Origin of the sequence: Flavobacterium sp. (genome assembly GCF_965277525.1) — a bacterium.
In the GTDB taxonomy this organism is placed as follows: Bacteria; Bacteroidota; Bacteroidia; order Flavobacteriales; family Flavobacteriaceae; genus Flavobacterium.
The window spans coordinates 30896-56109 of record NZ_CBDIDC010000009.1; the positions used below are offsets into that span (position 1 = coordinate 30896).

Annotated in this window: 15 protein-coding genes; 7 read left to right on the plus strand and 8 right to left on the minus strand. The window is 35.2% G+C overall.

The genetic code is table 11. The annotated features are described in order from the left end of the window. Positions 1-14: 14 nt before the first annotated feature. The 7 genes from ACQY44_RS17305 to ACQY44_RS17335 form a co-directional block, all read right to left on the minus strand. Positions 15-1640, minus strand: coding sequence for a CTP synthase (locus ACQY44_RS17305; protein ID WP_428231548.1), 1626 nt, complete (start codon positions 1638-1640; stop codon positions 15-17). A 587-nt stretch (positions 1641-2227) separates the two neighbouring features. Continuing rightward, on the minus strand, positions 2228-2638 hold the full coding sequence (locus tag ACQY44_RS17310; protein ID WP_428231549.1) for a hypothetical protein: 411 nt from the start codon (positions 2636-2638) through the stop codon (positions 2228-2230). A 436-nt stretch (positions 2639-3074) separates the two neighbouring features. Next, the gene (locus tag ACQY44_RS17315; protein WP_428231550.1) at positions 3075-3311 is read right to left on the minus strand and encodes a DUF3820 family protein; all 237 of its coding nucleotides are present in this window, start codon (positions 3309-3311) and stop codon (positions 3075-3077) included. 297 nt (positions 3312-3608) lie between these two features. Continuing rightward, positions 3609-5537 (minus strand): glucosamine-6-phosphate deaminase, encoded by a 1929-nt coding sequence (nagB, locus tag ACQY44_RS17320; protein ID WP_428231551.1) that lies wholly within the window; start codon positions 5535-5537, stop codon positions 3609-3611. Positions 5538-5563: 26 nt separating this feature from the next. After that, on the minus strand, positions 5564-6943 hold the full coding sequence (locus ACQY44_RS17325) for a sugar MFS transporter (RefSeq protein WP_428231552.1): 1380 nt from the start codon (positions 6941-6943) through the stop codon (positions 5564-5566). A gap of 183 nt (positions 6944-7126) precedes the next feature. Next, positions 7127-8002: a sugar phosphate nucleotidyltransferase gene (locus ACQY44_RS17330; RefSeq protein WP_428231553.1), complete on the minus strand. Its 876-nt coding sequence runs from the start codon at positions 8000-8002 to the stop codon at positions 7127-7129. A 9-nt stretch (positions 8003-8011) separates the two neighbouring features. Further along, positions 8012-9103 (minus strand): mevalonate kinase family protein, encoded by a 1092-nt coding sequence (locus ACQY44_RS17335; RefSeq protein WP_428231554.1) that lies wholly within the window; start codon positions 9101-9103, stop codon positions 8012-8014. Between the two features lie 230 nt (positions 9104-9333). Between ACQY44_RS17335 and ACQY44_RS17340 the strand changes: the two genes are divergently transcribed. Further along, entirely contained in the window at positions 9334-10374 is a 1041-nt protein-coding gene (locus ACQY44_RS17340) for a LacI family DNA-binding transcriptional regulator (protein ID WP_428231555.1), read from the plus strand. Positions 10375-10603: 229 nt separating this feature from the next. Here ACQY44_RS17340 and ACQY44_RS17345 read toward each other — a convergent pair whose 3' ends face one another. Further along, complete coding sequence (locus ACQY44_RS17345; RefSeq protein WP_428231556.1) at positions 10604-11251, minus strand: carbohydrate-binding family 9-like protein; 648 nt, start codon at positions 11249-11251, stop codon at positions 10604-10606. A gap of 649 nt (positions 11252-11900) precedes the next feature. Here ACQY44_RS17345 and ACQY44_RS17350 point away from each other — a divergent pair. The 6 genes from ACQY44_RS17350 (at position 11901) to ACQY44_RS17375 (ending at position 25131) form a co-directional block, all read left to right on the plus strand. Then, a complete protein-coding gene (locus ACQY44_RS17350; RefSeq protein WP_428231557.1) occupies positions 11901-14981 on the plus strand; it encodes a SusC/RagA family TonB-linked outer membrane protein in 3081 nt (1026 codons plus the stop codon). Positions 14982-14990: 9 nt separating this feature from the next. Further along, positions 14991-16688 (plus strand): RagB/SusD family nutrient uptake outer membrane protein, encoded by a 1698-nt coding sequence (locus ACQY44_RS17355; protein ID WP_428231558.1) that lies wholly within the window; start codon positions 14991-14993, stop codon positions 16686-16688. Between the two features lie 87 nt (positions 16689-16775). Further along, the gene (locus tag ACQY44_RS17360) at positions 16776-18098 is read left to right on the plus strand and encodes a DUF3472 domain-containing protein (protein ID WP_428231559.1); all 1323 of its coding nucleotides are present in this window, start codon (positions 16776-16778) and stop codon (positions 18096-18098) included. Positions 18099-18189: 91 nt separating this feature from the next. Beyond that, positions 18190-19569 (plus strand): Gfo/Idh/MocA family protein, encoded by a 1380-nt coding sequence (locus ACQY44_RS17365; RefSeq protein ID WP_428231560.1) that lies wholly within the window; start codon positions 18190-18192, stop codon positions 19567-19569. A 914-nt stretch (positions 19570-20483) separates the two neighbouring features. Then, positions 20484-23582, plus strand: a complete 3099-nt coding sequence (locus ACQY44_RS17370) for a SusC/RagA family TonB-linked outer membrane protein (protein ID WP_428231561.1) — start codon at positions 20484-20486, stop codon at positions 23580-23582. A 37-nt stretch (positions 23583-23619) separates the two neighbouring features. Continuing rightward, positions 23620-25131, plus strand: a complete 1512-nt coding sequence (locus ACQY44_RS17375) for a RagB/SusD family nutrient uptake outer membrane protein (RefSeq protein ID WP_428231562.1) — start codon at positions 23620-23622, stop codon at positions 25129-25131. Positions 25132-25214 lie beyond the last annotated feature (83 nt).

Below are 25214 nucleotides of genomic sequence, written 5' to 3' on the forward strand. Positions count from 1 at the left end.
CAGAATATTAATTATTATTTTTTATGCGTATTTACATGCTTATTTACTGCTGCAGCCACAAAGTTTACAAAAATTGGATGTGGGTTTGCAACTGTACTTTTATATTCAGGATGGTATTGTACTCCAATAAAAAACGGATGATTTTCAAGTTCTACAATTTCAACCAAACCTGTATCCGGATTTACTCCTGAAGCAATTAATCCAGCTTTTTGTAGTTCATCGGCATATTTATTATTGTACTCATAACGGTGACGGTGACGCTCTGAAATTGTCTTTTGTCCGTAAATTTTATGCGCTAAAGTGTTTGGTTTAATATCACATTTCCAAGCTCCAAGACGCATTGTACCACCTTTATCTGTAATCGTTTTTTGCTCTTCCATTAAATCTACAACCGGATGAGGCGTTTTCTCGTTCATCTCAGTAGAATTGGCATCCGCATAACCTAAAATATTCCTTGAATACTCAATAACAGACATTTGCATTCCTAAACAAATTCCGAAAAACGGGATATCATTTTCACGTGCAAAACGAACTGCTTCGATTTTTCCTTCAATACCTCTTTCTCCAAAACCCGGAGCCACTAAAACTCCGTCAAGAGGGCCTAATTTCTCCTCAACATTATCACTATTGATGTGTTCTGAGTGTATCGAAATAACATTTACTTTAGTTTCGTTCGAAGCGCCTGCATGAATAAACGCTTCTAAAATAGATTTGTAACAATCCTGCATTTCTACATACTTTCCAATCAAACCAATATTTATGGTATGCTTTGGATTTTTTAATCTGCGTAAAAAAGTATTCCAGTTTTTTAAATCCGGAGCTGCTTTTTTAGGTAAATCTAATTTCTTTAAAGCCACAACATCTAATCCTTCTTCAAGCATTAAATTTGGAACTTCATATATTGTTGAAGCATCAATAGACTGAATAACTGCTTCTCTTTTTACATTACAAAATAATGCTAATTTATTACGCAATTCATCAGAAAGCTCATGTTCAGTTCTGCAAACCAAAATATCAGCTTTGATACCACTTTCCATCAATGTTTTTACAGAGTGTTGTGTAGGTTTTGTTTTTAACTCACCTGCAGCGGCCAAATAAGGAACTAATGTCAAGTGAATAACAATTCCGTTATTTTCTCCTAATTCCCAAACCAATTGACGAACAGACTCTATATAAGGTAAGGATTCTATATCACCAACAGTTCCACCAATTTCAGTAATGACAATATCATAATCGCCGGATTTTCCCAGCAATTGCATTCTGTCTTTGATTTCGTTTGTAATATGAGGAACAACCTGAACCGTTTTTCCTAAAAACTCTCCTCTTCTTTCTTTTTCAATAACAGAAAGATAAACTCTTCCTGTGGTAACATTATTCGCCTGAGAAGTAGGAACATTCAGGAAACGCTCGTAGTGACCTAAATCTAAATCTGTTTCTGCACCGTCATCTGTTACATAACATTCTCCATGTTCGTATGGATTCAACGTACCAGGATCCACATTGATGTAGGGATCAAATTTTTGAATTGTTGTACGATACCCTCTTCCTTGTAACAATTTTGCTAAAGATGCTGCGATAATCCCTTTTCCTAATGAAGAAGTCACACCGCCTGTAACAAAAATATATTTTGTTTGATTCATTCTGTTGTTGTTTGTATTGTAGTTGTGTAAAAAACTTGGCAAAAGTACAAATTTAATTAGATAATTTATCAATTAGAGAATGAGATAATTTGCAAATTTTTAAATAGAACGATTACATGTTTCCGTAATCGATAATTTTAACTTTTAATTAGATGTTTTTTTGAATATTCCCCTAATTATGTTCCAATTATTACCAAATTATAAAATGAAAAAATAAAGAATACTGAGCTAAAAATAATATCAGTAGTCAATACTGTTTTTAAATTCGATAGACGAACTATCTTATTGATAAGGAAACGAACTATCAATTGAATTAAAAAAAAAGAAAAAACTTTTATACTATACGGATTATAAAGAATAGCTTCATCAAAGTTGAATCTCAGTATTTGAGCAAAAGCTCTCGTTAGACCTCTGCTTTTACAATAGGCCAAAGGCATTCCTTCGCAAGAGGAGCTAAAACCAAAATTTAAATATGGAACTATAAAGCAATAAAAAAAGATAAACATAATTATTGCAATAAAAATCATGTTTATCTTTTTATAAGAATCAATTTCGTAAGAGGATTTTATTTCCACAAAAAAGATTTATTATTTTTTTACTTCAACTTTTACAGTATCAGTTGTTATTTCGACAGCGTCTAAAGAATCCTGTATTTTTACTGAATCTGCATTTGCTGAATCTATAGCTTTCGTTATTTCATCTTTATGAGACAATACAGCGGACCCTACTGATCCAACAAAAACCAATACCCATATCAGAACAAAGGCTGTTGCAACGATTCCTAATATCAAACCTGCTTTGGGCATTGTGGTAGGAGCATTTTCTCTTTTTGCCTGAGATAAACCAATTGCTCCAAAAATTATTGCAAGTACTCCAAAAATTACTGCAACTAAACCAAAGCAAGGAATAAATGCAGCGATAGCACCTACTATTCCTAATACCAGGGCTGCAATACCCATTCCCTGACCAGCATTTGACGGTTGTAAATTGTTTTCCATATCGTGTTTTATGTTAATTATTACAAAAATATAAAAACACTTACGCGAACAACAGAGAATAGTTCAAAGTTATTAACAAATAAATTAAAAAGGGATTTCTTGTTATTTAAGTTTTGGGATCCTATAAAAAAGGTGACTATAAAACCTGCTGTAGTACCAGCTTGTTAAGTAAAGTTTTGACATAAAAAAAAATATTATAATTTTAAAACATCGACTTGTACACATTTACAAATTCAGTCTTGAATTCTGTGGTATCAATTGTTTTTAAAAATTATAATATTTTTATGTATCAAATATTATAATTTCAAAATATTGACTTGTACACATTTGCAAATTCAGTCTGGAATTCTGTGGTATCAATTAGTTTTTAAAAATTGTAATATTTTTATATACCAAACTTAAATAAAAAAAATGAAATAGCAAAAGATTTTTCTTACTATTTTATCGGTTTGGGATATTGTTTTTTAATATTCCTGATTAATTCCTCCAATCCATTTAATTTTAATTCGTAAACAAGCGCTAATTGCTGCCCCAATTCGCCATTAGGAAATCCTTTATTATGATACCAAACCACATAATATTCCGGTAAGTCGATTAAAAATCTTCCTTCGTATTTTCCGAAAGGCATTTTGGTATGTGCTAATTTTATGAGAAGTTTTTTGTCTGGTTCCATTTTTTTTTAAGAAGAAAGAAGCAAGAGAAGAGAATACAGATTCATTCTCTTTCTTGCTTCTTGTTGGTACAAAGCTATTCTTTTTTTGCCACTCCCGATAGCTATCGGGATAAAAGGATTAAAATGATTTTCTTATCTGTTTGTTTTTTTTGCCAAAGAATATAAAATTAAAATGACTTCGCCACGAATTCACGAATTAGTTTTAATATAATTCGTGAATTCGTGGCGAATATTTTTAAAGCCCTAAAAAACTTAGTCCCGATAGCTATCGGGATAGCAACTCAGAACCTTAGCAACTTAGTAATGCCATCTCACAAAAGCTTCCATCGCTGCGTAAGTTGCCAGACCTAATTCCTGGTACAAAGCTGCTGTTTCTGCATTTCTGTCTTCGGCTCTCTGCCAAAATTCCCTGGCATCTGTTCCCTGAAAAACAACACCGTCTTTTTGCGATTGGTGTTTGAAGATTCCGTGACGTTTTGCCAATACCTGATCAGGACTCATTGGTACTGCCATTTCAACTTCGTCAATTCCCCATTCCTGCCATGCTCCGCGGTACAACCATAACCAGCAATCATCCATAAATGATTTTGGTTTTAACGCTTTTACTGCTTCAAAAATAGCATCCAGACATACTTTGTGCGTTCCGTGTGGATCTGCTAAATCTCCTGCTGCATATATTTGATGTGGTTTAATTTTTTCGATTAAATCCATTGTTAATTGGATGTCTTCTTGTCCGATTGGTTTTTTCTCGATTGTTCCGGTTTCATAAAATGGTAATTCCATAAAATGAATCTGATCGTCTGTTAAACCAACAAAATGACTTGTTGCTCTCGCTTCTCCTTTTCTAATTAATCCTTTGATGTATCGAACTTCAGGAATATCAATTTCACTGTTCTTTTTATTCTCCAGGAAAGTTTGTGCTTTTTTGTAAATATCATCTGCTTCCGGGCTTTTTATCCCGAATTTTTCATTGTAGTCAATAACAAATCTTGCAAAACGCAACGCTTCATCATCAGCAACAGCAATATTTCCAGAAGTTTGGTAGGCCACATGCACCTCATGTCCCTGCTCTTGTAAACGCATGAAAGTTCCTCCCATACTTATGATATCATCATCAGGGTGTGGACTAAAAATCAATACACGTTTTCTGGCCGGTTCAGCTCTTTCGGGACGATTAGAATCATCAGCATTTGGTTTTCCGCCTGGCCAGCCTGTAATTGTATTTTGTAATTTATTGAATATCTTTATATTGATGTCGTATGCAGGACCAGAATCCGCTAATAAATCGCTCATTCCGTGTTCGATATAATCAGCATCAGTCAACATTAAAATTGGTTTTTTAAGCTGAAGTGCCAATCCTAAAACCGCTTTACGGGTCAATTTGTCTGTCCAGATCACTTTTTCTACCAACCACGGTTTGTTGATTCTGGTCAGTTTTGAAGACGCTTCTTTGTCTAAAACAAAAACAGCATTGTTATGCTCCTGCAAAAATGAAGCGGGTACTCTATTGGTAACCTCATCTTCTACGGATCTTTTTACCACATTTGCTTTTCCTTCTCCCCAAGCCAATAAGATGACTCTTTTAGCTTCCATGATTTTTTTTACTCCAAGCGTGATTGCTGTTCTTGGTGTATTACTCAATCCGAAGAAATCTTTACTTGCTGCTACTCTTGTAATATGATCTAAAGCGACCAAACGTGTTTTAGAGTTTTGCAGTGAACCCGATTCATTAAAACCAATATGTCCGTTACCTCCAATTCCAAGGATTTGCAAATCGATTCCACCTAAAGCTTCAATTTTAGCTTCGTAATTATGGCAATAATCTGCGATTTGTTCTTTTGTCAAAAGTCCGTCCGGTACATGAGCGTTTTCAGGTAAAATATCGACATGATCAAACAACAATTCTTTCATAAAGCGAACATAGCTGTTGATTGAGTTGGGTTCCATCGGATAATATTCATCCAGATTAAAACTAATTACATTTTTAAAACTCAAGCCTTCCTCTTTATGCAAACGCACTAACTCGGCATATAATCCTTTTGGAGAAGATCCTGTTGCAAGACCTAAAATACAAGGCTTATTTTCTTTTTCTTTGGATTGAATTAAAGCTGCAATTTCCTGTGCTACTGCTTTTGATGCATCGCCAGAATTTTCGAAAACAACCGTATTGATATTTTCAAATCGTTTTTCGAAACCTGTCGCTTTGTCTATTTTACTTTTTAACATGATATAGTTTTTTTTAATTCCTCTCGTTACATTTTCCAACTTCGATATTTATGACCTTTTATTGCATAAAAAAGAATCATTAAATAAGATGGCAACAGCATTAAATAGGCAATCTGATTGCCGCTTTTTGATACGTTTGCGGTTCCGTTTGCCATATTTGATGCATTTATATTTTCTGTGATCAATCCGTATAATAAAGGAAAGATGGCTCCCCCAATGATCCCCATAATCAAAATAGCACTTCCTATTTTAGTATATCCGCCCAAATCCTCCAGTGCCATCGGCCAAATCGCCGGCCAACACAATGCATTTGCTAAACCCAATAATGCGACTAAAAGTATCACTACAGGCAAATTTGGAATTCCGGGTAATTGGATCATTATCTTAGGCGAAATCAATACGATTATCATTACTAAAATTAAACCCAAAACTCCTGATGCTTTTAACGCCGTTACCTGCGAAAGATATTTAGGGATTAATGTGATACCTAATATATACCCCACAACCATTGCCGACATGGTAAAAGAAGTTAATTTTAGATAAAAATTTCCATCCGTTCCATACACTCCTAATTCTTTTCCGAAAGCTCCGATAGAATCTCCCGCCAGAACTTCGGCAGCCAAATACAGCATTAACGTGATCACTCCTAAAACCAATTGAGGACGTCTGAATGCATTTCTGATTTGCTTAAAAATACTCAAATGCGTCACATTTCCATCTTCATCCAAATCAATTTCAGGCAATGGTGACAGCTTTACTAAAAGCGCCAAAACCATTATAATCAATCCCATATAAAGGTAAGGTCTTTGCAATTGCAATGCAAGAGAATTTAAAGCATTTGATTTTGAAACCGAATCTAACATTGCGATTTTATCTGCTGTAAACTCCTGCATATTAGACAAAACCAAAGCTGTCAATAGCAATGGTGCCACGAATCCGGCTAGTTTATTTGCAATTCCCAAAACACTGATTCTGGCTGCGGCACTTTCTCTTGGACCAATTACGACTACATAAGGATTTGATGCTGTTTGCAAAATTGCCAAACCGGTTCCCATTACAAATAATGCCATTAAAAACAATAGAAAAGTTCGAGTTTCAGCAGCCGGATAAAACATAAATGCCCCGGCAGCAATGATTAATAATCCTAACGAAATACCGTTTTTATATCCTACTTTTTCGATCACCCACGATGACGGAATAGCCATTACAAAATAAGCAATGTAAAAAGCAAAAGTTACAAAATAAGCTTGTGAAGAAGTCAACTCACACGCCAGTTGAAAAAATGGAATCAAAGGTCCGTTAAGCCAGGTAACAAAACCCAAAATAAAAAATAATGCGGTTAAAATGACCATCGGAATAATGGTACTCCTTTTTTCTATTTGTAATACACTTTCAATGTTTGACATAATACTTTTGGTTGATTGTTAATAGATTAGTTATTTTTTCTATCTAAAATAACATCAACTTTTTTTGCAAATATATTGCAATTAAAACACAATTAAATGCATTTTTTTTGCAATTTTAAAACAAAAGTAGTCTAATAAGTTGTACTTATTCGTAAATTAGATATCAATTTTTTGTTAATTTTATTAGATACCCCAGTCTAAAACCGGGTAAAATTGCTGCAAATATCGTTTTACATCAGCAATATCTTCCTTGGCAGTTAAATCAGGAACATGTTCTGAAAACGGAATTCCCAAAGTTGTATTTGGATGTTTTTTTACCGCATTTAAAAGTACTGTTGGGAGTTCTTTTTCGTCTCTTTCGGGATGAACGGGACAATTTTTAAGATGGCTATATAAAGCCCTTCCATTGAATTTAAAAGCATTCATACTTACTCTTATCTTACCTTCAACATCTTTATAATCCTGTAAAACATCAGCAGATGGTTTTTCTAATATATCAAGCAATTGATTGTTTTTATCCAATTTGGCAATGGCAAAACGCGAGATTCTTTCAGAAGGAAATTCTAATGCATCCCGATCGTAAGCAATAAAAGCATTTGGACTATCGGTTTCTCTTAATGCCAATAAAGCTGCAGCCGAATATAAATTATCACTATTACAAACCGAATATTGCTGTTGGTTTAATTCCGGAAATTGTTCTACAGCCTGAAACAACGCATCTGCTGTACCAAAAGGTTTTATTCTTCCTGCCGGAATATATTGTATAGCGAAGGAAATGCTGAGTCCGTGAAAATCATTATTCGTATTTTGATTTCCGTAAAATTCCTTAAACAACTCTCCCTGCTCTCCTATAATAATATAGATATTTTTATATCCTGCTTTTTTAGCATTCAATAAAAGATAATCTAACAAAGGCCTTCCGCTTGCTCCAACGCCAATTAAACCTTTGCTTCTTTCGTTTGCCTGCGCGATTTCTTCCGGCGATAAATTATCAAGAACGGCTTCTTTTTTCATTCGGGAAGATGCTCCGCCCGCAAGAATAATTAAATTGTTGTGCATATTTATTTTTTAAATTTCAATATTTTCAATAATTCTCACGCCCGGATCTACAGAAACTGCATAAGCTTCTTCGGCTCCGGCTTTTAAAATAGCTTGGATGATCAAATCCTCTTTTTCAGGATTTGCAATAACAACAATACTGCCGCCACCTCCGGAACCTACAATTTTAGCTCCGTAAGCTCCTGCGCGTAATGCCGCATTGATCATGTCATCAATCCGCGGAACTGTAATTTTTAATAAATCACGCAAAACTTCATGGTGCTGATTCATTAATGCACCTATTTTTTGAAGATCTAGAACTGGTTTTTCAAATTCTTTTAAAGCTTCTTTGGTATAATGGAAATTTTTTAAAGCGGCTTCAAAAAACGGAATCAGGCGATCCGGTAAACAATTTCTGTAGCGATCTAAATCTTCTATCTCAGATGTATTCAAATCAAAATCAGGGAAATTTTGTTTTACAATGCCAATAGACATTAGTGCATTTCCTTTTATTTCACCTATTAAACCAATTGTCTCTTTGGGAACTCCTGAAACTCCCGTAATTAAACCTTTTAAATCAGTTCTGATTATTTTAAACGAGAAAGGTTCTTTGGTATTAATATAGACCACATTTCCTACTCCAATGCTAAAATGATCCATCATTCCGCCAGGTTCTCCGTGTTCTAAAACCTCAGATTCATATCCCACTTTTGCTATAAATTCAGGAGTAACTTCTTGATCAACTCCAAAAGCTGAAATTAAAAAACGAATCCACGCCATTAATAAAGCTGACGAACTTGATGTTCCTGAATTAATTGGAATATCTCCTGTAATTGTGATCGTATAACCCACATTAGGAACACAACCATACCTGCGCAATACTCTTAATGAAGAAGCAAAATAATCCCGAGGTTCTAATGCATCAAAAGTAGCATCAATGGCAATGATCCGGATTTCATCGATATCAATCATATTTAGAACAAATGTCCGGGTATCATTTTGTTCTGCGGTTAGTTTTATATTTCGATCAATTGCACAGGCGATAACCGGCAATCCTAAATAATCCTGGTGATCTCCAAAGAGACATGTCCGGCCAGGGGCTAATGAAGTAATTTTTTTCACTTAAAAATTTTATAATAAAACATTGTAAAACAAACAATTACAACATTAATTGGTTAAGAATTTATTCTGTTTTTTTGGTTTTGATTCTACGAAACTATATATTATATTTTTATAAAACAAGAAAAAAAATAAAAATGTGCTCGAACACACTATAAAAATGTTCTCGAGCACACTTAACAATTCTTACAAGATTTTCAAAATATTAAATCAAAGTTTCTATATTTGCTCGTATGGATAAAAAGTACACCATTAAGGATATAGCAAAAATGGCCGGAGTTTCTAAAGGAACTGTAGACCGGGTTTTGCATAATAGAGGAAAAGTTTCTCCAGCGGCATTAGATAAAATCAATGAAGTTTTAAACGTTATTGATTATGAACCCAATTTAATTGCCAGAAACTTAAAAAACACCAAGGTTTATCGCATCTGTGTTTTACTCCCGGATCCGGAAATTGATCCTTACTGGCTTCCTTGTGTCAACGGAATTCAGGAAGCAATAACAGAATTTAAAGCCTATAGTGTCGTTATTGAAACACATTATTTTAATCCTGAAAGTACCAAATCGTTTTTGAGCACAAATGAAACTGTAATCAATCAATCGCCTGATGCTGTCTTAATTGCCCCGTTATTTCATAAAGAAACACTAGAAATCGTAAAGCAATACGATGAATTAGGTATTATAGTGAACACTTTTAACAATCAAATCGAAACAGCATCTATTAAAGGGTTCGTTGGGCAGGATTTGTACAAAAGCGGTCGTGTAGCTGCAAGCCTTATGAATCTTATTCTAACTGACGGACAAATTGCCATTATCCATATTGACGAGAGCCTTAAAAATGCGGTTCACATGCAGGAGAAGGAAAAAGGTTTTAGAAATTATTTTGATGAAAAAAAGATTATAGGTTTTTCTATGACCACTTTAAAATTAAAGCATCCTAATGTTGAAACTAAGTTTTCTATTTTTTTAGAAGAAAATCCAAATCTAAAAGGGATTTTCATAACGACTTCTAAAGCATATCAAATTGCTTCTATTTTGGCTCCCCTTAAAAATAAAAAAGTTGCGCTTATTGGGTATGATTTGATCGAAAAGAACGTCAATTTCTTAAATCAGGGATTGGTTCATTTCCTAATTCATCAAAATCAGAAAAGACAAGCCTATTTAGGTGTCAGTACTTTAGTCGAGCATTTTTTATTCCGCAAGGATATCCCTGAAACGATTATGTTGCCTATTGACATTATCAATGTGGAAAATGCTTCGTTTTATGTATCGTAAAGATTTGCTACGAAAGCACTAAGATCTTTCTGTTTTTTATTTCTCGCAAAGGCGCAATTTTTTATGTTTTAAGACTAGTTTGTCATTTCGACGTAAGGAGAAATCACACTCGAAACTTCGCAAGCAATTCACTAATCTTTGTCGATCTATGCGTGTGATTTCCCGTTCCTCGAAATGACAACATTGTGCATAAACCTATGCATCTTTGCGAGATTAATTTCATTCATTCTTACAACAAAACAAACTTCCCAAACGAAGAAGCGATGTGAAAATTAGGTGTTTCAGTATTCGGATCTACCCAGGAAATCCAGGTGGGTTCATATTGCAGATTTTCAACCAGAGAAAATTTAGCCCTAAAAACCCCGGCTTCAATAGTATTGTTGTGAATTAAATTTAAATCTTTTAAAGATTGGATACTAATACGTCCTGAAACAACAAAGGAAGTTTCATCTTTAGAAGTTTGTACTGCTATATCTTTTTTGGGCCATTTCCAGTTAAAATCAAAATTCTTGCCTGGACGTGCTTTAAAATCCATTATTCTCCCGGCCGTATCGATTTCTAGGCAATAATAGGGATCTAGTGATTCATTAGTTCTAAAAAATAATTCTACCCGATCTGAGTTTCCGATACTCTCAAAACTATTGTCTTTTTGATCCCTATAAATATCCGTATCGAAAACCCTGAATTTAAAATAGAAATTTTCATGATCATAAAGTGCCCTAAATTCAATTTTTAAAACCGGATTATTTTTCCAGGGTGATGAAAAATCGGTCAAACAATTTGCATCTTTCCAAAAAGACAAATTAGAAAAATCGGTATTATTTTTTTCGTTTATAGTGATGAAACGTACCAGATAATTTTTAGAAATTAAGCCCATAATTTTTATAAAAATTTAATTGTGTAAAAATAGACAATAGATCATTTTTAAAATTTAAAAAACCGGAAAAATCATGTCTCTTTTTATTCTTTTTTTAAGTGCTAATATAAGATAAACTTTAGTAAAAGAATAATCCCTTTTTTTATTGTCTTTTTATTTTTTCAAAAACATTTAAAATAAGAAAAAACCTATTATTTAAAAATTAGAAACTTTGATTTATTATCAAATAAATCAAAATGCAATTGCGATATTCCTATAATTTTAAACAAGTAATTTTCATTATTTAAAAATAAATCAACATACCTGTCATTAAGCATAAATACAGCGGTGTGCTTTTTGTGCCCTGTTTTAGAAAGAATATCATACATTTATGTTTAAAAATATAAGATGTATAATTTTATGTGCTCGAGAACATTAATTTTATGTGTTCGAGCACATTTTTATGTTTTTTTCTTGGTTAATAAAAATATAATCAATAGTTTCGTCTCATTATAAAAATATTCTTCGCTTTCATTTTCCTTATTTTAACCCTATTAATCTCATTTTTAGACTTTACAACAGAAGAAAATTACAGGTAAAAAATGCAAAAAAATATTTTTAAAAGAAACCAAACTAAAACACATTCATTAACCAAAACCAAACAAAGAGTATGAAAAAAGCATTCTCAAAAAAAAACGGAAACTTTAGGTTACATGTTGTATTTGAAAAGAGTTTTAAGGTAACATTACTTTCAATGTTGTCTTTAAGTTTTCAAATTACAACGGCTGCCCCATCTAATGAAATTCCGGTAAACGAAACCAATTTATCTGTATTTCAAAAAATAGTAAAGGGTAAGGTTGTAGATCAAAAAGGCATTCCGATTCCCGGAGTAAATGTTATCATAAAAGGCACAACAAAAGGAGTACAAACTGATATGGACGGAAGTTTTGCTATTGAAGCTCTAAGTGAAAGCGCACTGCTGATCTTTTCCTTTATAGGGATGGAAAATCAGGAAGTACCAGCTGGAAAAGGCCATCTTAATATTGTAATGAAGGAAGCCGGCGAACAAATGAATGAGGTTGTAGTAGTGGGTTATAGTAAAATTAAAAAAGAAAGTTTAACCGGATCATTGCAAACCTTAGACAGTAAAAAAATTGTTGATGTAACTACTCCTTCTGTCGAAAATATGTTAGCTGGTAAGGCATCCGGAGTATATGTCAATACAGGTGGCGGCCAACCGGGAGCAGTGGCAAAAATAATCATTAGAGGAAGAACAACCGTCAACGGAAGTACAGATCCTTTGTGGGTAATTGACGGAGTTATTGTGGGGAATAGTTCTGCCAACATGAATCCATCTGATATCGAAACGCTGACGGTTCTTAAAGATGCTGCTTCTACAGCAGTTTATGGTTCTCAAGGTGCAAATGGTGTAATTGTAGTTACAACAAAAAGTGGAAAAGCCGGAAAGTCGGTTATTAGCTTTTCTGCAAAAACTGCCATGACTACTGTCAACAACGGGAACTTTAAAATTATGAATGGTGCCGAATTATATGATCTATATGATTCCTTTGCAAACAAACAAAATTTTGAAAACGTTTGGTGGTGGAATCCTGAATTAAGAAACAAAAACTTTGACTGGTGGGATAACGCAACTCAAACAGGTATTGCTGAGGATTATAATTTATCGATCAGCGGTGGTGGGGAAAACTTTAAAAGTTATGTTTCTGTTGGCGTTTATACAGAAACCGGAGCTATTAAAGGGTACGATTACAAAAAATACAATGGTCTCATGAAGTTTGAATACAAACCAAGCAGTTGGTTTACGTTACGACCACAAGTAAATTTGACCAGGGAATCTACCTACGACAGACAACATTCTGTTGGTGCTCTTTACGGAAATATGCCTTGGGACAGCCCTTATCTGGAAGACGGATCCCTGGTAGGAAATGCTCCAAACCCAACTTGGGTAAATACAACAGGTTCTAATTATTTATATGATTTGCAATGGAATTATGGCGAGTCTGAATCCTATACGGTGAGAGCTAATCTTGATTTTGATGTTAGACTTACAAATTGGCTGACTTTCTCCTCTGTAAACAATTACATTTTTGGCAATTCAAATTCAACCTATTACACAGATCCAAGATCTTCTAGCGGATTAGCTGTAAAAGGCAGAATCGAAGATAACACTGATTCCTATAATAGAATCTATACCAACCAGTTATTAAAATTTAATAAATCATTTGGTAATCATGCTTTTAATGCTGTTGCCGGTTATGAGTGGAATGAATACAACCGAAAATTTGGTCAGGGAATTGCAACCGGAATTCCTCCTGGAATTGTCGCTCCTGATGCTGCAGCAGTTCCTGAAAAAGTTGGCGGTGGCAGACAACAATGGGCGGTACAATCCTTATTATCCAATATAAATTATTCCTATGATAACCGTTATTTGGCACAAGTTTCTTTTCGTCGTGACGGAGCATCAAATTTTGGTAAAAACTCGCAATACGGAAATTTCTTCTCTCTAAGTGCAGGCTGGAATGTTCATAATGAAGCGTTTTTTCATGCAGATTATATCAACAACTTAAAACTTAGGGCTAGTTATGGTTCAGTAGGTAACCGACCAAACAGCTTGTACCCTCACCTTCCGCTATACTCTTTCTCGCAAAGTTACAATGAGAATCCGGGGGCATTGATTTCGCAATTGGCTAACCCTGATTTAAGCTGGGAAAAAACTTTTACAGGTGGCGTTGGTCTGGATGTTAGTTTTTTTAAACGAGTTAATATTACTTTAGATTATTACAATAAAAATACTTCTGATTTATTATATCAGGTACCTCTTCCGGGTGTTATTGGAGTCACCAGTATCTGGAGAAATGTTGGAGCGGTAAACAATAGAGGTTTTGAAGCTTCTGTTAATGTAGATATCATTAAAAATGAAAAACTGCAATGGTCTGTAGACGCAAATATTGGTACCAATAAAAATAAAGTAACCAGTCTTTACGGAGATAAACAAAGAATTATTGTGGGAGATGGCAGCGGTGTTGCGGGATCTGCATCAAAACTACTAACTCCGGGAAAAGATGTTGATAGCTGGTATTTGACAGAATGGGCCGGTGTTAATCCTGAAAACGGAAAACCACAATGGTTTACTACAAATGCAGCCGGTGAGCGCGTAAAAACAAGTGATTATGGCGATGCTTCTAAAAATCAAAAAGTTATAGGATCTTATACTCCTGATTTTTTTGGAGGATTCTCTACAAGCTTAAATTATAAGAATTTTGATTTTGCTGCAATTTTCAGCTACTCTGTTGGAGGTGAAATCTACAATTATGCCAGAGCAGAATTCGATTCAGATGGTGCTTATAACGACAGAAACCAAATGAAACTTCATAACGGATGGAGCCGTTGGGAGAAACCGGGGGATATTGCAACACATCCGCAGGCACTTTATGATAACAATAGTCAGTCTAACAAAGCATCATCACGCTTTTTAGAAACCGGAACATACTTAAAAATGCGAAGCATTACTTTAGGGTATAATGTACCAATTGAACGCCTGCATATTTCAAATTTAAGATTGTACATCGCCGGAGAAAATCTGTTTACCATCAGTCATTATTCGGGGGTTGATCCCGAGTTGCCTCCTATTTATAACAGTACAACTCAGCAATACATTATTTCAGGTGTTGCCACACAAGTGTATCCTTCAACCCGAAAAATTGTATTGGGACTTAACTTAACTCTTTAAAGTAAAATCATGAAAAAGATATTTATAGTATGCCTGGCAATTAGTTTCCTGTCCTCATGTGATTTAGACAGAGAGCCTTTTAATGCCTACACACAAGACAAAATTCAAGAAGATAAAGAAGCTGCAGTAGAGGTTCTATTAAACGGATGTTATGCCCAATTAAAAGCCTGGTCTGATGTGATGCACAGAGTTGGAGAATATCCGGGTGATAACATCATGATTAGAGGAACTTCTACAGACTCCTTTTACTCTTTTATTTCCTATCAACATATTCCGAACAACGATAGATTGTCTGTTTTTTGGAACAACAGCTACAAAATTATTTCGCAATCCAGTGATTTGATCAAAATGATTTCAGAAGGGGAAAGTCCTGCTGTTAACCAGCAGCTTGGTGAAGCCTATTATTTAAGAGGTATGATATATTTTTACCTCTGCCGCACCTACGGAAGACCTTACGCACAATCACCTGAAACTAATTTAGGTGTACCCATTGTAAATGGTTTACCGGCAGATTTAAATAATCTTGCTCTTCCGGACAGAGCAACTGTAAAAGACACTTATGCACAAGCCATCAGCGATTTGAAAAAAGCAGAATCTCTAATGACAGCTGACAGACCAGCAGCTTATGCTACAAAAGAAGCTGCTCAGGCCATGCTTTCAAGAGTATATTTGTACATGAGCGGAACTTATGAAACTCCCAATCAGGAAAATGCAACACTCTCGATAGAATATGCAAATAAAGTAGTTGCAAGCGGAAGATACAGTTTGTTGAGCAGAGATAGTTTTATGAAATTCAATACTTATGCCCCTGATTCTAATGAGCAAACAGAAACTATTTTTGCCGTAAAACAAGTCGCATCAGAGTTTTCAGGTTATGACCATTATTACGGAATTGGTGGTATGTATGCCAATATTCAGGGTCAGGGCTGGGGCGAAATGTATGCCAGTGCCAAATACCTGGATCTACTAAGAAAATCCGGTTTGAAGAAAGATGCCCGTTGGGCTTTTATTGATCCGCAATACACGACAGATGCCGCCGGTAACAAAACTCAGGCTTTCCGTTTTGTTTATGATGTTTACAATACAGGTGGTACACAAACAGGATACAACTATATGCAACAGCCAATCAAAACCAATTCTAATGGCTCATTTTATATCACAATAGGAACTACAGATTACAATTTAACGGCAGTAAATGCAGCCGAAAATCAATATTCGATTGTATACGAAGGCAAAACCTACACGGGTGAAAAAGATTATATGATGCTATTAAATCGTGTATATCCAATGTATTATATCACCAAGTGTTCTTTACAGAACAATGATTCTCACCTGCACTCGCCTACTATTTCCAGATTGGCCGAAATGTACCTGAATATGGCCGAAGCTTATGCTAAAAAAGGAGATTACAACAATGCCCTGACCAACCTGAACATTATTCGCGAAAGAGCTATTATTGGAGGAGGTTACACATCATTAAACAGTACAAATGCTGTACAACGTATTGATGAAGAACGTCAGTTAGAATTAGCTTTTGAAGCACATCGCGGTTATGATGTATATCGAAATGGCCAGACTATGACACGTCATTACCCTGGTCCGCACCTGCCAATGATCGATTGGCCCGCTTCAAACTTAAGAGTTGTACAATACATTCCGCAGTCTGAAATTAACGCTTATCCGGGAACCCTGACACAAAACCCATAGTTACCTGGAAGTATTTTGTTTTTAAAACCTCTCTGGTTAAATCAATTAGAGAGAAAATTTCAAGTAAGCAACCTAATTCCTCATAAAATGAAAAAATTATTTTACCTGTTTTTTGCTTCGTTATTAGTCTCTTTTTCCTGTGCGAAAAATAGCGAATCAAATACTGAAAAAGATCCAGTACAAAATCCTAAAACCAAAATTTCGCTGCCATTGGCCGGAAATGCTTTTAGTTCTAAGCATACCGAAGAAAGCCATACAATTACTGATAACGGTATCGAAAACTGGACAAGTCCTGAAGAATTTTTCACCGTTTATTTTAGAGTTTATAAAGCAGGAACATTTCAAATTACTATAGAAGAATCTGTGCAGGTTTTTGGAAAATCAGAATTGGAATTTTCGATTAATAATGAAGCCAAAAAAATAAAATTTGATACTTCAAAAAAGCCAATCACCATTGGAACCTGGAAAATAAATAAGGAAGGTTATGTTGCGCTAAAAATAAAAGCAATCAGTAAAACAGGAGATCGTTTCCCGTCTATTGATCGTCTAACGATTTCCAGTGAAGATTATGATGCAAAAATAGGATATGTTCCCAATAACGAAGGCAGCTTTTATCATTGGGGACGCCGCGGACCATCAGTACATTTAAACTATATCGTTCCTGAAAGCGTAAATGCCAGATGGTATTATAACGAACTTACTGTTCCTGAAAATGAAGACAAAATTGGTTCTTATTTTATGGCAAATGGTTTTGGAGAGGGCTACTTTGGTATTCAGGTCAACTCATCAACTGAAAGAAGAGTTTTGTTTTCAGTATGGAGTCCGTTTAACACAGATGATCCTGCCAGTATTCCGGAATCCCATAAAATCAAAATGCTCAAAAAGGGCGAAAATGTACATACAGGCGAATTTGGAAATGAAGGATCCGGTGGCCAAAGCTACCTTAAATACAATTGGAAAACCGGAACTACTTATAAGTTTTTACTACAGGGTTTCCCTTTAAACAATAATACCACCACTTATACGGCCTATTTTTATGCACCAGAACTGAACAAATGGCTCCTGATCGCTAGTTTTAATCGTCCTGAAACCAATACCTATCTAAAAAGATTTCATTCCTTTCTAGAGAATTTTATTCCGGAACAAGGCGACTTATCCCGCAAGGTTTTATTCGATAATCAATGGATTTGCGATGATAAAGGGATTTGGACAGAAATAGATTCAGCACGTTTTACTACTGATAACACAGGAGTAAAAGAATACCGAATGGATTTTGCAGGCGGACTTGACAATACTTCTTTTTATCTAAAAAACGGAGGTTTTTTCAACAACTACACAATACCCAAAACCACTTTTACAAGGCCTTTAAAAAATAAAAAACCAGAAATAAATTTCGATACATTACCTTAAAAAAGGCACTTAAGAAAACAATTACAGCAAACAATAATTCCGGATAATCAGCATTTTGATTAACCTCATTTCAAATTAAATTAATTAAATTATGAAAACTAGTATTTTAAAATTCATCTTAGTCGCCTGTCTTCTGTTTGGAGGAACCATTGCATCGGCACAAATGATCAAAACCAAAACACCAACCCGTGCAAAAGGACAGCAGGATGTTTTGCGTTTGGCAACTGATCCAATTCCAACCGTTCGTGTTGCTTTTATTGGTTTAGGAATGCGTGGCCCGGGAGCAGTAGAACGTATGACACATATTCCTGGTGTAGAAATCGTAGCACTTTGCGATATGCTGGAAAAAAACACACAATCGGCTAATGAGATTTTAACGAAACAAGGGCTTCCTAAAGCGCAGGAATTTTTTGGTGATGAAAATGCATGGAAAAAAGTTACTGCGTTGCCAAATGTCGATTTAGTTTATATCGCAACGGACTGGAAACACCATGCTATCATTGGCGTTCAGGCGATGAAAGACGGAAAGCATGTGGCAATCGAAGTTCCGGGAGCTTTGACCATGAAAGAAATCTGGGATCTTATTGATACTTCTGAAAAAACACGCAAACACTGTATGCAACTCGAAAATTGTGTATATGATTTCTTCGAATTGACAACCTTAAATATGGCCCAACAAGGTTTGTTTGGTGAAATTCTCCATGCCGAAGGATCTTATATTCACGGACTTCAACCATTTTGGGGTGAGTACTGGAACAACTGGAGAATGGATTACAACATCAAACATCGTGGTGATGTCTATGCAACTCACGGTATGGGACCGGCTTGTCAGGCTTTGAATATTCACCGTGGTGACAAAATGAATTTCTTAGTTTCTATGGATACAAAGGCGGTTGGAAATCCGGCTTATATTAAAGAAAAATCAGGTCAGGAAATTAAAGATTTTAGAAACGGAGATCATACCATGACTATGATTCGTACCGAAAACGGAAAAACAATCCAGATTCAGCACGATGTTACTTCTCCCCGTCCCTACAGCAGAATGTATCAGTTGAGCGGTACAAAAGGTTTTGCTAACAAATATCCGTTAGAAGGTTATGCCTTAGACGGTAAAGAATTAGGCGATGATGTAAAACCAAATCACGAAAAATTAAGTGCGCATTCTTTTGTTCCTGAGGATGTTAAAAAAGCCTTGATGGCAAAATACAAACACCCCATTGTAAAAGATATTGAAGAGCAGGCTAAAAAAGTGGGTGGTCACGGCGGAATGGATTTCGTAATGGATTATCGTTTGATTCACTGTCTGCAAAAAGGGCTTCCGCTGGATATGGATGTTTACGATTTAGCCGAATGGTCTTGTTTAGGTCCATTGACAGAAATCTCTCTTGACAATAATTCTTCTCCTGTAGAAATTCCTGATTTCACTCGTGGTGGATGGAACAAATTAAAAAAATTAGAGTTTTCAGAGTAAATATTTTATTGGTTAGTTAATGCAGGGAAAGGATACTTAAATTAGTATCCTTTCCCTTTTTTTGAATGCGTCTTTTTGATTTAAAGAATAAAGAAGCTTTTAAATATCACTTTTTTTTAAATGAAATAAAAACAAAAAAATCCATTAATAATTTACTTCATATTCCAAAAATCAATTTAGAATTTCGAAATTATTTTTCTACTAAAATAACTTTATGGTTCTGCCTTATTTTGAGTCTTATTTCTTAATTCTCTAAATTTCAAAATGGCTTAAAAAACAGTCCTGTTTCCCATCTGTTTTTAGGAGGTTTCGTGTTAATGAAAATTAAGCTTTTCAATCTCTTAAATAAAATCTATTAAAAGTCCTTTTGCTGTTAAATAAACCCATAAGAAAAACCTGCTTAATTATAAATAATTCAATCTTACCACTGATAAATTCACAACATTTTACATAAAATTCAATTATAATCAAACCAAATGACAATTTAGCATAAAAAAAACTCAAATAAAGTAAGTCATTTATTTCTAAAATATTTTAAACGAATCTCACGATTTTAAGTCAAAAAAAACGTTTTGAGTAATTTTATGTGCTCGAGAACATTAATATTGTGTGTTCGAGCACATTTTTCGTGTTTTTTCTTGTTTAATAAAAATATAATCAATAGTTTCGTCAGGTATTAATCTTAAAACTAAGTTAATTAAGGAAATTTTTAAGCTTATGTAGTGCTTCAAAAACAAACAAAAAAAGAATAAATAGTACCCAATTGAATCAAAAATGAAGTCACTTTTTTCTAAAGAAAAACAACCCAATTAAAAACCAAATAATACACAACATGAATTTCCCAATCAAAAAAGAAATCTAAAACCTACAAACGAAAAAAAACAAATTAATCATTAACCAAAACCATTTAAAGTATGAAATTATTAACCCAAAAAAAACCTAGAGATTTTCGGATTAACAATTTATCCAGTAAAGAAATTAAACTCACCATTCTTTCCTTGTTAGTTTTTACATTTCAGGCTTCAGCGGCTTCATCCATAAATACATCATACAAAAACAGTACTTCGATATTTTTTGAGAAAATCGTAAAAGGAAAAGTAACCGATCAAAAAGGACTTCCTATAGCTGGTGCAAATGTTATTGTAAAAGGCAGCCCTAATGGTGTACAAACTGATGTTGATGGAAGTTTTGCCATTACAGTCGCTGATAATGCTACCAAACTTATCGTGACTTACATTGGTATGGAAGATCAGGAAGTAACCATTGGAAGTGCTTCTCTAAAAATTGTCATGAAAGAGGTTGGACAAAAATTAGAAGAAGTGGTTGTAGGTTATGGTAAAGCCAAGAAAAAAGATCTTACCGGTTCCGTAAGTTCTATTGGTAAGGACAACCTTAACTTAGGCGGAACTATATCTAACGTTGGTCAGGCTTTGCAAGGACGTGCCTCCGGAGTTCAGGTACAACAAAACAGTTATGCCCCGGGAAGCAGCCCGTCGATTGTGATTAGAGGAGGAAACTCACTGAACACTTCTAACGCGCCATTGTATGTGGTTGACGGATTTATTACCAGTACCGGTGCCCAGATTAGCCCAAATGATATTGAGAATATTCAGATTCTAAAAGATGCTTCTTCTACTGCTATTTATGGTGCCAGAGGAGGAAACGGGGTAATTTTGATTACAACCAAAAAAGGAAAATCCGGTAAAATGCAGGTTGAAGCTGAAATTTCAGATGGTTTTCAGAATATAATCAAAGAGCCTTCTTTATTAAACGGACAACAATATGCCAATATCCAGAATGCAATTGCCATTGAAAACGGCAGACCTCCGGTTTTTCCATCCAGTTTTCCTGTTGCAAATACCAACTGGTTTAAGGCGGCAACGCGTCCCGGAGAAGTAATCAACAGAACAATTACTTTTAGCGGAAGCGATAAAACATCTAAATTTTTTCTTTCCGGAAATTATCTAAAACAAACCGGAGCATTAGAGAATACTGATTTTACCCGATATACGGTGAGAATGGGTGGTGAGAAAAGATTTAATGAAAAATTAAATATGGGAACCAATGTGTATGGTGCTTCAAGCGACGGACATAATAGTGATTTTGGAGACAATATTTTATCTCCAATGTATTCTATTCAAACCGCTGCCCCTAATCTTCCTATTTATAATGCTGACGGATCGTATTATAAATATCAGGGAAAAGACAATGCTTTAGCACTTTTATTGGAACCAACAGACCACACGATCAATAGATTGGTCAACGGAAATATGTTTTTAGATTATGAAATCATCAAAGGTCTTACCTATCATTTTGGAGCAGGTGCTGAATGGCAGGAAAACATTCAGGGAAAATACACTCCAAGAACACTGGTTGCAGGAGCTGCCCTGAACGGAACAGGATCTGAGGAAAACAAAACCTATTTTAGGTGGAGTACAGAACAATATTTAACTTATAAATTCAATATCAAAGAGAAAAATTCGTTTTCTGTAATGATAGGAACCTCCAATCAAAAAGATAGTTACGAAAGAATGAAAGCTTCAGGTTCCGGTTTTTCTAACGATTTATTGACGTACTACAACCTTCAGGGTGCTGCGGTTTATTTGAAACCGGAAACTGAAAAAACGGAGACTAAACTAACGTCTTATTTTAGTAGATTAAATTATGCTTTTGATGATAAATATCTGGTTTCGTTTACCATCAGAAAAGATGGTTCATCTCGTTTTGGTCCAAACAATAAATTCGGGATTTTCCCTTCCGGAGCCATTGCCTGGAAAATATCTAACGAATCTTTTATGCAAAACCAAACTACTTTTTCTGAACTAAAACTAAGAGCCAGTTATGGTATTACCGGAAATGACGGTATTGGAGACTATGCCTACATGAACAGACTAACTTCATGGGGAGTAACAATTGCTCCGGGAAGTTTTGTGGGTGGTACAGAACCAAACAACTTAGCCAACCCGGATTTAAAATGGGAACAAACCGCTCAAACCAACTTGGGTCTGGATATGGGATTCTTCAACGATAAACTGACTGCTACAATAGATGTTTACGAAAAAAGAACGACAGATGCCCTTTTGAATGTTCCTGTTGGAGGATGGTGGGGATTTGATGTGCAAAGAGTGAACTCGGGAGTAATTCAAAACCGAGGAATCGAATTAGGTATCAGCAGTACCAATTTCAGAAACGATAAATTTTCCTGGACCACATCCTTAAATGTTGCTTATAATAAACAAGAAATAATATCACTTGCTGACAATGTCAAAATTATTAGTACCAACACTTCTAACCCAAGCGGAACTGTCTCGGGTCAGGAATTCACAAGACTGGTTCCAGGAAAAGAGATGGGAGAATTATACGGTTATAAATATGCCGGAGTAATCAAAACCGGAGAAACTTATGCCGCACAGCCTCTTTCTGTGGCCGGAGATCCAAAATATGTGGATGTTAATGGTGATGGAGTTATTAATGCTGACGACAGAACGTATTTAGGAAATTCTACTCCACATTATATTGCAGGATTAAACAATGATTTTAAATACGGAAATTTTGATTTGAATATTTTCTTTCAGGGAGCTTTCGATTATTCAGTTTATAATATGACTAAAATGGTTGGCGAATCGTCTACAAGTACAGATGCTTTGAATCGTTGGGTGGCCGGTGTCAATGAAAACACAGACATTCCCAGAGACGGCTATTACAAAAGTAAATACGGAAGTTATGTAAACTCAAAATTTGTTGAAGACGCTTCTTATATCCGTTTAAAAAATGTTTCTATTGGATATTCTATTCCGGAAAGCGTATTAAAGCAAGCTAAATTTATTGACAGTATAAGGCTGTATGCTATAGGACAAAATTTGCTGACGATCACTAATTATTCCGGAAATGATCCCGAAGTAAATGCCCATACCTCTAGTGTTACATCACAAAACCTGGGTGGAGGAATCGATTTTAACTCATTCCCGGCTTCACGAACATTCATTCTGGGTATTAAAGTAGCAATCCACTAGTCTAAAGAGCTTTTTTAGTAACATTAAATTTATTAAAATGAAAAAATATACAATACTATTCCTTTTACTTACCGCCGGTACACAATTTTCGTGCAATCAGGATCTTGAGCCTACGGTTTACAGTAATCTGACCAATACCAATGGATTTCAGACAAAATCAGATGCCATAGCGTCCGTTAATTCTATTTATGGCAGATTAAAAGGGCCATCTGTGGGAGATAACTTTTCGTACTGGGCAACAAGACACTTTGCTTTGACAGATATTGCAACAGATCTCGGGCATTGTCAATTTGGGGGAGATCCGGGACAATTGTCTCTGGGAACCTGGAGCTCGACAAACGGATTGCTTAAAGAAGATTGGAATGCCATGTACAAACTAATTGCAAATGCTAACTTTGCGATCTTCAATATTGCCCAAATGGGTGGAATTACAGCGGCAGAAAAAGCACAATTTATAGCCGAAGCCAAATTTTTAAGAGCTTCTGCCTATATGGATTTAACGGATGCCTGGGGACCTGTAATCTTAATTACCGAAGCTAATTTGGGAAATCCTAATTATTTAGAACAGACACCTCCGTCGTCAGTTGAAGAAATTGACACTTTTATCATTAAAGAATTAAATGAAGCAGCTAATGTACTTCCTGTTAATTACAAAGCAAATCCTATTTATGAAACTAATGATGTGGGACGTGCTACAAAAGGTGCTGCACTTACTTTATTGGCAAAATTATACCTGCGCAGTCACGATTGGCAAAAAGTAGCTACTTTGACTCAGCAAGTAATGAGTCTAAATGAGTACAGTCTTTTCCCCACCTACTTAGGATTGTTCAAAGAAAGCAACAAATGGTGCAGTGAAAATATCTTTTCTTCTTTGAGTGACGCCAATACAAACGGAACAGAATTACTGAATCACTTTGGTCCAACGGATCATCCTGTTGTACAGAACAGATGGCAGTATTATACGGTAAACTGGGATTTCTACAATACATTTGGTGATGAAGACGAAAGAAAAGAATGCTTTTTTCCTGAGTTTATGGGCAGCGATGGTTTATTGCACAAACAAGCTCCGTCTTTAGGTGCTCAACCACCAAAAGGAGAACTTTATATGCCGGATGTATCGACCAGAAAATACGCAGATGATGAAACGACTACTTATTATGATGGTCATAGTGTAAACATATTGCGTTATGCAGATGTCTTATTAAGCAGAGCCGAAGCTCTGAACGAAATTAGCGGTCCAACAACTGAAGCGATAGATCTTATCAATAAAGTAAAAGCAAGATCACATGCTAAACTATTAGTGTTATCAGATTACACGCAATCTTCTTTAAGAGATGCTATTTTGCAGGAAAGAGGATGGGAATTTTTCTTTGAAGGAAAACGTCGTCAGGATTTAATCAGGATGAACAAATACGATGTTCTTGTCAATGCCTATCACTTGAGAGTGGGTGAAGCTGCACAAGTCAAGATGCCACAAAACAAATATTACACTTATCCGCAAAGTCAGGTTGATCTTAACCCTAAATTAAGCAATGCCGACAGGCAATAAAGAAGTTCAATCAGGAATAGACAGGCTTTTTACAATGTCTATTCCTGATTTTTATACAAAAGAAGTACTTTCTGTTTCATAAA